11 protein-coding genes are annotated in these 13,689 nt (G+C 31.1%); all 11 read right to left on the reverse strand.

What is annotated here, in order from left to right; translation table 11 throughout:
• Positions 1-3: 3 nt before the first annotated feature.
• Positions 4-1,128, reverse strand: a complete 1,125-nt coding sequence (locus B5D41_RS04440; protein WP_078809410.1) for a glycosyltransferase family 4 protein — start codon at positions 1,126-1,128, stop codon at positions 4-6.
• Positions 1,129-2,055 (reverse strand): glycosyltransferase family protein, encoded by a 927-nt coding sequence (locus B5D41_RS04445; protein ID WP_078809411.1) that lies wholly within the window; start codon positions 2,053-2,055, stop codon positions 1,129-1,131.
• Positions 2,056-2,087: 32 nt separating this feature from the next.
• Positions 2,088-3,083 (reverse strand): sulfotransferase, encoded by a 996-nt coding sequence (locus tag B5D41_RS04450; protein ID WP_078809412.1) that lies wholly within the window; start codon positions 3,081-3,083, stop codon positions 2,088-2,090.
• Between the two features lie 109 nt (positions 3,084-3,192).
• Complete coding sequence (locus B5D41_RS04455) at positions 3,193-4,026, reverse strand: lipopolysaccharide kinase InaA family protein (RefSeq protein WP_078809413.1); 834 nt, start codon at positions 4,024-4,026, stop codon at positions 3,193-3,195.
• 27 nt (positions 4,027-4,053) lie between these two features.
• Positions 4,054-5,151 (reverse strand): glycosyltransferase, encoded by a 1,098-nt coding sequence (locus B5D41_RS04460; protein ID WP_078809414.1) that lies wholly within the window; start codon positions 5,149-5,151, stop codon positions 4,054-4,056.
• Positions 5,151-5,909, reverse strand: a complete 759-nt coding sequence (locus B5D41_RS04465; protein ID WP_078809415.1) for a glycosyltransferase family 2 protein — start codon at positions 5,907-5,909, stop codon at positions 5,151-5,153. Before B5D41_RS04465 ends, B5D41_RS04460 begins: the two co-directional genes overlap by 1 nt.
• Entirely contained in the window at positions 5,909-6,928 is a 1,020-nt protein-coding gene (gene waaF / locus B5D41_RS04470; RefSeq protein ID WP_078809416.1) for a lipopolysaccharide heptosyltransferase II, read from the reverse strand. Before waaF ends, B5D41_RS04465 begins: the two co-directional genes overlap by 1 nt.
• Positions 6,929-6,952: 24 nt before the next feature.
• A complete protein-coding gene (locus tag B5D41_RS04475) occupies positions 6,953-9,301 on the reverse strand; it encodes a glycosyltransferase N-terminal domain-containing protein (protein ID WP_234983891.1) in 2,349 nt (782 codons plus the stop codon).
• A 36-nt stretch (positions 9,302-9,337) separates the two neighbouring features.
• Positions 9,338-11,317, reverse strand: a complete 1,980-nt coding sequence (locus tag B5D41_RS04480) for an LPS-assembly protein LptD (RefSeq protein WP_078809417.1) — start codon at positions 11,315-11,317, stop codon at positions 9,338-9,340.
• A gap of 163 nt (positions 11,318-11,480) precedes the next feature.
• Positions 11,481-12,485 (reverse strand): hypothetical protein, encoded by a 1,005-nt coding sequence (locus B5D41_RS04485; protein ID WP_078809418.1) that lies wholly within the window; start codon positions 12,483-12,485, stop codon positions 11,481-11,483.
• An 11-nt stretch (positions 12,486-12,496) separates the two neighbouring features.
• Positions 12,497-13,612, reverse strand: coding sequence for a ring-infected erythrocyte surface antigen domain-containing protein (locus tag B5D41_RS04490; protein WP_078809419.1), 1,116 nt, complete (start codon positions 13,610-13,612; stop codon positions 12,497-12,499).
• Positions 13,613-13,689 lie beyond the last annotated feature (77 nt).

The following is a 13,689-nucleotide window of genomic DNA, read 5'->3' on the forward strand; positions in this document are numbered from 1 at the left end:
AATCTATTTTAAAATACATTCTTCAGTTTGTGTAACCACTCTATCAAAGCTAAATCTATCTTGAGCAATCTTTTTAGCGTTCTTACCCAATAATTTTATATCAGTCTTAGTACACATTTTTAACATCTTCTGAGCAATATCATTTGCATTCTGATCTTGAGCTAGGTACCCATTTTCACCATTAGATATTATTTCTGGTAAACTACTTGAATCTGTAGCAACAACTGGTAGTCCCGCAGCTAATGCTTCAAGAACTACCCAGGGACAGCCCTCCCATAAAGCAGTATGAGTCATAAAATCAGCCTGCTTTAGAATGGATGCTATATCATTTCTAAATCCAGTAAATATTATATATTCTTCTAAATTTAATTCTTTAACTTTATTTTTTAACGTGTCTTCCATAGGTCCTTCACCAACTAATAAGACAACAAATTCATTCAACTTACTTTTTAACTTATTAACTGCTTCTATTAAGTAGTTCTGTCCTTTTTGTTTGTGTAGACGCCCTACATTAACAATTACTAATTTATCATTTGAAATATTAAATTCTTTTCTTATATTTGTCTCTAATTCTACATCTCCAAACTTATCTATATCAACTCCATTATATATTAACTCAACTTTTTCATTCTCAAAATCATTTAAATATTTTAAAGATTTTTCTTTTGTTGCCTTAGAATTAGAAATAAAAGTTGTAATATAGTTATTCATCAAATATTTATTATAGAATTTATCTTTAATTGGAATAGCACTACCACGACGATAAATTATATTATTAACTCCTGCTAATTTAGCAGCAACAGAACCAAACTTAAAAGTTGGAGATGAACAAAAAAAGAGAGCATCAATCTTATTCTCCTTTAAGTAATTAAATAATTTCAAAACCCTAAGTGGATTAACAAAAGTTGATGAACCAATTTTAGAAATCATCTTATAATTAAATCCTTCTTGCTTAGCTTTTTGTAAGAGCAATGATTTATCTCTGGCTATAATAAAAGGCTGATGACCTTTTTCTTGTAAAGCTTTAGATATTTTAAATATCCACTTTTCTACTCCTCCATAATCCCCAGCTCCACTATTATTTAAAAAAGCAATATTACTAATCTTAGACACCTGCTTTCTAATCAACTATTTGTCCCCTAACAATTCATAATTACGATGACCACTTAAATATACTTTACTGCCAAATCTTCTTTCTAACCATTGTTCTATAGCAGTTAAAATCTTATTTTGCCTTTTTTCATGTTTATGAGGTTTACGATATTGATTAGGTTTTCCACTATATTGCAGCTTGTTTTTCCAATCCATTTTAGCAACCCAATCTTCCATCACCTTTGGATGCGTCCCTTTATATACTGGTAACTTATCTAAGGGTCCATAATCGAATTCATCCGAAGCCTTCTCATAACGCTCTTTAGCTTCTTTTTTTCCAATATGTACTGAATCTAATGCCCTACGCTTATTTTGCATATAATGTGGAGGTCGTACCCAACCATAATGAAAAACCTCGGCATTAGCATGAGCAACTTTAACTGGTTCACCATCTCTTCTAAATCCTTGAGCACTGTTATGGGATCTAACTCCCATATTATTTTTTATAATCCTCACTTCACGTTTATACCAACCATGACTAATTTGGTAATGATCATAATCTCCCCAAAAATGACGATAATCAAAAACTAATCCTTCTACTTCTTCATCATCTAGTAATTCTATACATCTATCTTTAATAATTGGCAGGTATTTTTCATGAACTACTTCATCAGCTTGTAAATAAAAACACCAATCACCACTACACTCTTCTAAAGCAATATTAGTTTGAATAGCATTAACTCTACCACCTTTAAAATCTTCTTCATCCCAAACTGTGCCTATTATTTTCACTTTATCACTATCTATACTTTCAATTCTTTCCCTGGTATAATCATCTTCATCTCCTTCACCTACAGCTACTATAAACTCATCACAAATAGGTAGAATTGATTCAATAGCTTCTTTAATTGGATAATACAATTTTGTTGCATTTCTAACCATGGAAAAACCACTAATCTTCATTCTAATCCCTCTCCTATGTATTATTCTAGAATTTAATTAATAAAAAATTCACTTTTTTTATTAATAGTGAATTGACCTAATTGGTAAATGTCAATTCCAAATTCATCTAAAATAGCAAATGCCTTTTCTTTTTGAATCTGTGAAACTACATTATCCCATTTCTTAATTAAAAACTCCTTATTAATAATTTCATTTGTACTATCATTTATAAATTTCTGGTTTTTTTCATCAGTAGTTCTTGAAGGAATTTTAACTTGGCTATAAAGCTTATCTAAATTTTCTAATTCCAATTCCTTATATAATTCTCTTAATATTTTCTCTTCTTCAACCACCATTTCTTCATAACTTATAACTATCCAATTTTTATTATTTAAAAATTTAAGAGAAGGTAAATTTTCAAGGCACCACTGTAAAATCTTAATTTCAAATCTTGAACCATTCTTTAAAATAGATCTACTAAATTCAATTAGATCATCATGTAAAAACTGCTCTTTATAATCTTTATTAGCTAAAAAATGATTAACTCTATCTTCTAAATCTTCCTTCATTAAAGATAAAGCAACTGCTATAGGATGTCTTAATAAATAAACTACTTGGATTTCAAATTTTTCTTCAAAAACATTAATTAAATCTTTACCTCTTAAAATCTTAAAAACTCTTCTATTAGTAAAATAATCAAACTGTCCTTTATGAATTTCTTTAAACTTCTGTTGACCAACAAATAATTCCTCACTAATTATTCGATTAAAGAAATTACAAAACTTTCTTTTTCTATCTTGGCCAGAATATATCTCTACCCAATTAGGATTAATATCTGTTAATAAACCCTTATGACGATTAATATGTAAAGGTTCATTAACATATTTGATATTATCTTGAGAAGCTATTAATTCCATTAACCAAGTTGAACCACTTCGTGGACTGGTAAAAATAAATATATCTTTGTTATCACCATCATTATGAAAGTTGAATAATCTAGCAGGTAAATATTTTAATTTTTCTCTAACTGTTCTTAGTATATCTATCAAAAAAATTCACCTCTCGTTCTTTTCCTTAATATAAATCATTAAATAACTAAAATTAATATACAATCTGTCCATTTTTAGTTTCATAGCAAACACTAATTAACCTAAAAGATCATTTTCTAAAAATCCCCTTTAACTTCCTTCTAAAATTAAGAAACCTTTTTCGCTTCTCTCGCTGCTTAATCATTAAGTCTAATAAATCTTGATGATTTTCAGGGGCATAGTTCTTCATAAATATTTCCCATTCTTTTGGCCATAACTTAAAACGAGCTAAATCCTTTAACTTAATCTTAGTACTTAATTTTTCCTTAATTCTTCCTCTATTTAAATCTATATAATAAAATTTAGGATTCTCATCTATATTATCTACTAAAACATTACCAGCATGAAGATCATTATGCACTATACCTGCCTCATGCATCTTTCTTACATCCTGAGCAATCTGCGGTAAGAAGTTAATAACCTCTCCTCGCAGCGGATGATTATCATCCTTAACAATATCTAATAAGTTATAATCATAATCAATATATTCAGTAACAAAATAGCTATAAATTATCTTATTAAACTTCCCTCGTTTTTCAATAACAGCTATCGGTTTTGGGGTATTAACATTTATCTTCTCTAAAGCAAGAGCTATATCTAATGAACGTATAGCTTTAGAATTTAAAAAACAGAATCTAAGCTTGTCATACTTACGAGTAAGCTTAAATTCTTTAATCACTATATCTTCTTTAATACCTAACTCTTGATTGATATTAATATGAATTAAAGAATTACGTTTATCATAAATGGTATCTCCTCTTTTATTCTCTTCATCAAAACCACTTATAAATTCTTTAAAATTATTATTCCAACCTTTAGCTAGCCAAAGCAGCCTACCATCACTCTTTTTTTCTATTCCAGCTTCTATCTCTTTTTTGACAGCCTTCTTTAATTTAGCTGACATAATTTGCCTCCATTCTAACTTAAAAACCTATAAATATACTGCTTCTAACCGGTCTATCATTTTCTTAAAACCAAAGTTATTCTCTATTATCTCTTTACCTAATCGTCCCATCTCTTGTCTTTGAGAGGTATCAATCATCTTAATCACTTTATCAGCTATATCATCTGGATTTTTACTTTCAGCTAAATAACCCGTCTCACCATCTACCATAATTTCAGAAATATTACTCACATCTGTACTAACTACCGGTTTGCCTACCGCCATGGCTTCTGCAATCACAAACCCAAACCCTTCCCAGAGGGCCGTATGCAATAAAAAATCCATCTGTCTCATTATATTATAAATATCAGTTCTAAATCCAGTAAAAATTATATAATCATTTAATCCTAAATCTTCTACTTCTTTCTTTATTTCACTTTCTAGTTCTCCCTTGCCTACTACTAATACTTTAAAGTTATCTAAACCTTTATCTATTAATCTTTTCACTGTTGCTATTAGATATTCATGTCCTTTTTGCTTACTTAATCTACCTACATTAGCAATTAAAATTTCATCTTGACTTATACCAAACTCTTTTCTAATATCTGTCTTTATTCCACTCTCTTTAACTTGATCTAACTTAATGCCGTTATAGATGATTTCTATTTTCTCCTCAGATAACCACTGAGAAGTATTCTCTAAAATTGTCTCTTGAGTTGATTTAGAGTTAGCTATAATATCTGTTACACAATCTCCTAGTAAAAATTGAGTATAAAACCTATCTTTAATCGGAATAGCACTACCACGCCTATATATAACTTTATCTACATCTGCCAATTTTCCTGCTATTCCTCCAAATTTTAAATCCTGTGATAAATTTAGAAAAATAGTATCTATAGCTGCTTTCTTTAAGTAATTAATAAAAGAAAATAGTTTGTAAGGATTCAGTACCGATAAGCTATTCTTAACTGGTACCGCTTTCACCTTCAAACCTGCTTTTTGGGATTTCTGATATAATTCACTTTTAGGAGTGCTACCTACAACCACATCATATCCTCTTTGATATAAAGCATAAGCAGTCTCAAAAGTCCATTTTTCTCCGCCGCCCCACTCTACACAACTATTTAAAAATAAGATTTTCTTCATTACTCATCGCCCCTTGAGTCTACTTCATGTTTCTCCCAAAGCTTAATATACTTTAAGAATTGATAATAAGAAGAAAGGATTGATAGAATCAAACCTTGAAAGCCTAATAAAAAACCTTTCTTTAAAAAATACTTTTTTATAAATTCTACAACAGGTCTTAATAAGATATAGGCTAAGCCTTTTTTCTTACCAGCCTGATACTTATCCTCTGCATCCAAAGTCGTATACTGATTAATCTTATCTAAATAATGTTTTAAGTTTCGATAAGTATAGTGAATAAAAGCATTATCCAATTTATCTACTCTTCCATCAATCTTGATTCCTTCATGTACCAACCCACTATATCTATTATCAGCAACTTTAAATAATCTTAGTGTATAATCCGGATACCAACCGCAATACTTAATCCACTTACCTAAAAAGTAATTCTTACGAGGTATCCGATAACCTTCGGCTTGCGGATTATTTAACCTCTCTAACACCTCTTCTTTTAACTCAAAAGTTACCCGCTCATCTGCATCAACCACTAATACCCATTCAGATTCAATCTGATCTAAACCAAAGTTCCTTTGAGACGAGAAATCATCAAATTCTCTTTGATATACTTTTTCAGTATGTTGCTTAGCGAGCTCTACAGTTTCATCCTCACTGTATGAATCAACTACAACTAATTCATCAATCCAATTAATACTCTCTAAACAATCTATAATATTCTCTTCTTCATTATAAGTTAAAACTAATGCCCCAAGCAAGCCCATTAAATTTCCTCCTCAACCACTCTCAATATATCATCTACCTCTATCTTCTCCATACAGTCATGATGCTTTAAAGAACATTCATGGTCACCACAAGGACGACAGTCAATATCAGTCTTTACCACATGATGTTCTTCTCCATAAGGGTGATACTTAACTTCATTTGATGGCCCAAAAATAGCAATAGTCGGCGTCCCGACACTAGCTGCTACATGAATTGGCCCTGTATCTCCACTAATGAAGAGATCACACTCCGCAGCTAAAGCAGCTAACTCTTTTAAGCTTGTCTCCCCAGCCGCTACAATAGGAGTCGTTTGCATCTTGCTAATTATTTTTCCTACTCTATCAACATCCCCTGGTCCTCCAAAAAATATTGCCTTTGTATTGTAATCTATTTGTAATCTATCGGCTAACCTAGCAAACCCCTCTGCCTTCCACTGTTTAGTCGGCCAGCTACCACCTGTATTTAAACCAACTACTTTATCTGAAGCTTTAACTTCTTTTGCCTTTAAAAATTTCTGCATAGATCTTTGAGCTCTTGGGTTAACATTTAAGTCTAAAGAGACTTCATCAATTTCATTAATTCCTAGATCTTCTAAAAAATCTAGATATACCTCAGCCATATGTTTTTCTGCACTAGAAGCTAATTCTTGATTTAGCCAAATGCCTTTTCCCTTACCACCATAGCCCACAGTATAATCAGGATTAATTAACCTTAATAAAATTGCAGTGCGCCAATTACCATGGATATTTAATCCTAAATCATAATTATTCTTATTTAACTTTTTAGCAAACTGCCAGTTTTCTTTCAGCTTCCAATTTTTATTATAAGCATAAATATTATCAAAATAAAGGCTTTCTTCAATAATATCGAAAAAATTAGAATTAACAACCAAATCTATTCTAGCTTCTGGATAATGATTTCTTAAGTTTTGAAAAAAAGGAGTAGCAAATAATAAATCACCTAAATAAAGTAAATCAATTACTACAATTCTTTTTGCATTCTTTATCTCCTCATTCAATTGGCTCACTCCTTAAATCTCCCATTAATTTAAGATCTTTTTAGTTTCTTTAAAGACTTCATCTACAGTAATCTTATCCATACAGATATGTTCTTGCTTACAAACTCGATCCCAACACTCTTTACAGTCTATATCAGGTTGAATTACCTTATGTTGCTTACCATAAGGTCCATGAGTGGTAGGAGTAGTAGGTCCCATCAAGGCTATCACCTGCGTACTCATAGCCACTGCTAAATGCATTGGTCCTGTATCACCACCAATGAATAATTGAACTCTATTATAAAGCTCTGCTAACTCTTTTAGATTAGTCTTTCCAGCTAAGTTGTAGATACCTGCATCCTCTTCCATTAAGTTAATAATATCATCAACTCCATCCCGATCACCTGGACCTCCAGTCATGATTACTTCACAATCTAATTCTGTAATTAATTTATCAGCTAAATGTGCAAACCTTTCCGGTAACCAATTCTTCGAAGTCCAACTAGTAAAAGGATTAATAGCTATCAATATTTTATCTACATTAATAGATAACTCAGTAAATAGTTCATCTATTCTCTTTTCATTTTCTTTAGAGATAGATATATCAAAGCCAACTTCTTCACTTTCAGCTCCAATACCTTGAGCTAAATATAAATTTCTATCTATTTGGTGGATCTCTTCCTTAGGTAGTTCAACTTTTTGATTATAAAATATAGTACTACCTTCCCGACCATTCTTCGGGCCAATCCTTTGAGACGCTCCACTTAAATAAGTAGTTAAGCCACTCTTAAAAAGACCATGTACATCTAATGTGATATCAAAATCATATTCATTTAAATCATCAAAGAAACTTTTAGCTTCCTTTAAAGCCTCCCATTTATTCTCTTTAAAGTTATTCTTCCATTCTGCTTTAGGTAATAATATAATCCGATCTAAATTAGGATTATCCATTACTAAATCCTTAGCTTTCTCCTCTACAATCCAGCTAATCTCTGAATTAGGGTAACTCTTTCTCATTGCCCTGGCAACCGGTAAAGCATGAATCACATCACCGATAGCACTTAGTCTAACAATTAAAATCTTCTTTCTTAACTCTTGCCTTCTAGTCTCTAGTAACTCATCTGTTAGCTCTAAATTCTTGCTCACAGCTCCTTTATTAGCTTCAATCATCTCTAGGGCTTGGTTATCCCTTTGAGTTAATTCATCTTGATTCTGCAAGAAATAAGATAGTTTATCAGTTAACTCTTCTTCATCTGCCACTTGAATTCCAGCTCCATACTCTAAAGCTAACTTAGTACTATCCTTAAAGTTGAACATATGAGGACCAAAAAAGACTAATTTACCATGGGCAGCCGGTTCTAATATATTATGACCGCCTCTTTTTATTAAACTACCACCTATAAAGACTAAATCTGCTATGCTATATATTTGGGCTAATTCACCGATAGTATCCAATAATATAACCGATTCTGCTCTAGAGTCTCTATCCTTTAGCTCAGTTCGTCGGACGACATCTATTCCAGCTTCTTGATATAAATCCTCTATTTCATCAGTTCGCTCAATATATCGTGGCGCTAGAATCATAATTAAGTCTGGAAACTGCTTCTTCAATTCCTTATATACTGGTATTAATCTCTTCTCTTCATCATCATGGGTACTACCTAATACTAAAACTGGTTCTTCTGATTCTAGTTTATATTCTTGATATAAACTATTTTTAATTTCTGAAGTATCTCCAGCATATTCTTTATCAAATTTAATATTTCCATTATTAATTACTTTCTCTTCTTTAGCACCTAATCGCAAAATATTTTCTCTATCTTGCTTAGACTGCATACTAAAGCGATCTACTTGCTGTAACATTCTCTTTAATAATGGTCCTAAATATTTATAACTCTTGAGACTCTGCTCACTAATTCTCCCACTGGCTACTATTACTTTACTTCCATACTCTTTAGCATACTTAATAAAATTAGGCCACAGTTCTGTTTCAATAACGATAACTAGTTCTGGATTTACCTTCTTTAATGACCGTCTAACAGTCCAAGGAAAATCTAAAGGCAGATAAATGAATTCATCCGCTTCTTTAATACTCTTTCGGGCTGTCTGTTGCCCAGTATCAGTCATATTAGAAAAAAGAATCTTATGATCAGGATACTTAGCTCGTAACTCACTCACTAAAGAACTAGCTGCCATAGTCTCTCCTACCGAAGAGGCATGAACCCAAATCACTGATTCATCCTGTAAATAATCAAGCCTATCCGGTAAATAACCTAATCGCTCCTTAAAATCCTCTCTATATCTCCCTTTAATAAACATCTTATATAATAAAATAGGCAAAAAAACTATAAATGCTCCAGTTAATAATAAGTTATATATTAAATAATAGATCAATTCTATCCCTCATTTATTTAATATTATTAAATATAATTAATACTTAATCTCATACTCAAATTCAACACTATCCTTCTTTTCCCCATCTGTCATTAAATCAACAGTAACAATAAACTCCATACAATCATAAACACGCTTTAACTCTAAATCCTGCTCCTCATACCCATCTGTTAATAAATCATATTCAATATAACTCTCTACACTCCAATATGCTAAATTCTCTTCTTTAGTCCTATATTCCGAATCTAGACTAATAGTAGTATACTCATTATCAAAAACATCATATTCTACATTACTATCTAAATGTAGATAACCACCTTTATTAAATTTATTCTCATAATCTAAACCAAAATTAAATTCATTCTTAACAGCTTCATTATCACTACCAATTGGTGGATTATTACCAGATTCCTTTTTACGTTCATAATTTAAATTTACCAACCATTCATCAGTCAAAAAGTAACGGTATTTAGTTTCATATCCGTAATAATCATAACTCTCACCAGTTTCATATTCTCTTCTATGACCTTCTAACTGCCATTTAAGCATATGATCCATATCTATCACAATCCAATGACCATCAAAGAGTAGATCATAATAATTCCGCCAACCTAAATCAGTATTATGCGGAGCTAAATCTCTATCATCATCAAAGTCATCAAAATCTTCAAAACCAGAACCAAAAGCAAGTGGCGGTTCTCCTGTTTCATAGATATAATCATATCCAAATTCTATATCAGTCACAGCACGTAACTCTTGTTCTAAATCAAAGCCTAACTTATAAGCACTGTAATCATCATCTGTATCATACCAAGCATGCCATAGCGTAGTGTCTGTATCTAAAGTCAACCCTTGACTCAATTCATAATCATCATTCCACAAATCTACTCTCACATCTTGCCGATTTATCTCTTCATCATCTTTAAATAGAATATCTCCGTTTCTATATCTAAGATTAGTAATTAGATTAGATCCTCCAATTGCATTATTAAACATTCCTAAAGTCAACTGAGGGTCATAATTCCAATTCTTATCAGCATCAGGATCTAACTCTTTATTATAATCTTGCTCCACTTCCCAATAGAATTTATCAATCTTTTGCGATACCTGGATATCTCCCATGATCTTATCCGAATCATTCTCTTCTTTTTTATCATACTTAAGATCAAAATCTAAATTAAGACCATTAGCAAAATCTCCATCAAAAATCAATTTAGTATACCAAGTATTCTCTCTATCTTTATCATAATCAAAGATAGGATTTAATTCAATCTGATCAGTTATATCATATTCATAATCTAATCTTGCTTTATCTGTATCTTTAGAAGCAAGTTTTAAATCTATATCTCCTTCTAAATCTTCATTGATATAATGTTCATATTCCCATTCCATATAAGCTCCATCATGGTTATTATACCCAAAGCTTGGAAGTGGTGTTTCATCTTCACCTAAAGATCTTTTATAAACAGGATAAGTAAAGATATGATAATCTCCTAACCACACCTCAACATCTTTAGCTATTAGTTTATCTCCAGGATAAATCGTAGCCTTTCTAGCAACTAATCTATAATGAGCATCTGGATTTTGACAAGAAGTTAGTGTAGCTTTTTTTAATTCAAAATCACCATTTACCATCTTAATCTTCTCACCTGCAAAATTTTGAGGGACTCCACCTCTTTCATGGAAATTACCTTCTGTATTAAAGAAAGTCCCTTCTTCAGTTTGATAATTATATAATAACCTCTTACCTTGTAGCTTTTTATTGGTTTCAATATAAGTTACATTCCCAATTGCTAGTACATCTTTAGTATTTAAATCAATCTCTATTTCATCAGCTAACAAAGTTCTGGTAGAAAATTCAACTTTAACTTGTCCATTAGCCCTAACCATCCCTTCAGCTTGATCCATAGTTAGATTATTGGCTTCTATACTAAAAGGAGCATTTGCTTGAGCCATTGCTGGAATTGAATAAATAATCACTATTAACATTAGCCCAACTACTACTTTTTTTGTCATTCATTACACCCTTCCTACTTAACTAACTAATAAGACTTCTATCTTTTTATTTTCTATAAACCCTACAAATCTCCTTTAAGTAATTTTTCCTTCTTTTAGCACAAATTAAAATACCTAACTAATAGTTTAAACTACTAGTTAGGTATTTTGACTATTCTTTTTATTACTTTTTAGCTTTATCTTTCATATTGGATTCATCGCTTTTACTGACATTACCTTTCATATCAGCTTCATCCTTCATACTTGGCTCTATAGGAATTCCAAAAACTACTACTGGAAATTGAGTTTCTACATAGAAAGGTTGATTTGCTTTAATCACTTTATCATCACCTTTAACAAAGTATCCCGTTACTAATCCAGCTGGACCTAAAATAGCTGTTCCTAAAATACTAGCTCCTACTGCCATCTTCATAGAACGATTCTCTTCCATAGCTTTTTTAGCTATATTCAATCCCACTTTAGTTCCATCCATTAAAGCAATCTTATTAAAATCTAATTTAATCTTACCATCTTGTCCAAAACTCTTAGCCTCTTCAACTCCAGTAACTGTAACTTTACCTCTACTTCCTGCCGGCAAAACTAGCTTTCCATCAACAAGAATATCATTGACTACTCTATATGGAATTTTCTCTCCTTTTCTTACTTGACTAGAATTTAGCTTTTCTAACAATTCTATTTTAACTAAAGTATGTGAAGGAATATCAATCTCTTTTACTTTGATCTTACCTTGAGGCAAACTATAATTAAGCAACTTACCTATTCGACTAGAAATAGAGCCTGACTGTTCTTCACCTAATAGTAACTTCTCTAACTTAGCTAACCTTTCTTTAATTGGTCCTTGACTTACCTGCTGTTGTAAAGACCATTCAACTGCACTAAGTGTAAATAGCAAAGAAGGTCTATGAGGCTGGTTAGTTAATACTACATTAGTAATCCTATTAGCCCGTTCTATTAAAGAACCAGACATTTTTCTCCCATACAGTTCCTTTTCTAAATCCTTTATTCTAATTAAAAGCGGCTTTGCTGTTTGATGACCATAAATTTTTTCTTCTACTACATTTAATTTTTTAATTGAAAATGTAGGCTGAATCTCTCCTGCCCATAGATTAAAACTCATTAATGAAAGTAATAAAGTTAATATTACAAAACTACTAATTGCTCGTTTCATGAAAAAGCCTCCTAAAATTTAATCTCTAATTTAACATCTGCTGCCTTAGGTTTAAATTTATCTAATAAATTATCTTCTTTAGAATCATCCTCATCTGCCAATTGATAACCTAATTTAACTTTAGTATCTTCATTTACATTTAAATCAAGTCCTAAATCTAATAAATCTGATTTAAAATTAGGGTCACTACCATCTGTTCCTTGAATACCTGAAGTAGACGTATCATCTACCATGGTATAAATAGCCCTTAATTTAGCAAAATCACTAAGCCCTAATTCAATACCAGCAGAACTAGATTTCATATCATCGGAATTCTCAACCTGATACTGAACAGTTATCTTTTCAGAATTATTATTATACTCTAATCCTACAGCTGTTGTAAAAAATTCATCGTTAGATGCTGATTCTTCTTCTAAATAATCAGCAAATATCTTAGTTTTATCTGAGGTTTGATAATCAATTCCTATCTTTTGAATATTGTCCGTAAAGGTCTGTTCTCCTTCCAAATTATCAACTTCATTTTCATTCATGCTTTCTTCTAAATTAGATTTGTAATTTGACCATTCATCTTCATTATCAGTCACAAATGTAGATTTCTCATTAGCTAAATAATAACCTGCATTTAAATTTAACTTTTTATTTAAATTATAATCTATTGACAAACCCAATTCCTGTTCTAATTCCGGTTCCATAGATACATTTAAATCTTCTTTTTTTGTCATCTGATAGCTGCTATCCATTAATACTCCTGGTAAAATAGCTAACTCTAAACCTACCTCTTTTCGAATTAAAACTCGCTCATTAGCAGATAAATCAACTTTACTATCTAATTTCTCATGACTTTTATAAAATGTTATTCCCTTAACAAATTTATTATCATCATTCTTCTTACTTCTAAGATTTTCTCTTTCTTTAACTAATTTATTTTGATGATTCAAATTTTTTAACCAAGCACCTAACTCTGAAGATATCTCTAAATTAAATTGTTTATTAACTGAAGTTATTAATTTCCTTTTTAAATTAGCTTGAAACAGGGATGAGGACCCTAAATCAGGTGTCCGTGCCCACGTAGACAATGAAACCAATAATATCAATATAATAATTACTAAAACATAATATTTTTTCATAATATTTGATCCCCTGAGGACCTTTCATCCCTCCTTTCTTAATTTGCATCTATTCTTCTATTTATTATATGTATATA

Source organism: Selenihalanaerobacter shriftii (assembly GCF_900167185.1).
Classification (GTDB): domain Bacteria; phylum Bacillota; class Halanaerobiia; order Halobacteroidales; family Acetohalobiaceae; genus Selenihalanaerobacter; species Selenihalanaerobacter shriftii.

Bases quoted from the DNA above. Each gene is read 5' to 3' on its own strand.
- B5D41_RS04445 (WP_078809411.1), bottom strand. From the start codon at position 2,055: ATGAAGATTAGTGGTTTTTCCATGGTTAGAAATGCAACAAAATTGTAT.
- B5D41_RS04455 (WP_078809413.1), bottom strand. From the start codon at position 4,026: ATGTCAGCTAAATTAAAGAAGGCTGTCAAAAAAGAGATAGAAGCTGGA.
- B5D41_RS04460 (WP_078809414.1), bottom strand. From the start codon at position 5,151: ATGAAGAAAATCTTATTTTTAAATAGTTGTGTAGAGTGGGGCGGCGGA.
- B5D41_RS04465 (WP_078809415.1), bottom strand. From the start codon at position 5,909: ATGGGCTTGCTTGGGGCATTAGTTTTAACTTATAATGAAGAAGAGAAT.
- B5D41_RS04480 (WP_078809417.1), bottom strand. From the start codon at position 11,317: ATGACAAAAAAAGTAGTAGTTGGGCTAATGTTAATAGTGATTATTTAT.
- B5D41_RS04485 (WP_078809418.1), bottom strand. From the start codon at position 12,485: ATGAAACGAGCAATTAGTAGTTTTGTAATATTAACTTTATTACTTTCA.
- B5D41_RS04490 (WP_078809419.1), bottom strand. From the start codon at position 13,612: ATGAAAAAATATTATGTTTTAGTAATTATTATATTGATATTATTGGTT.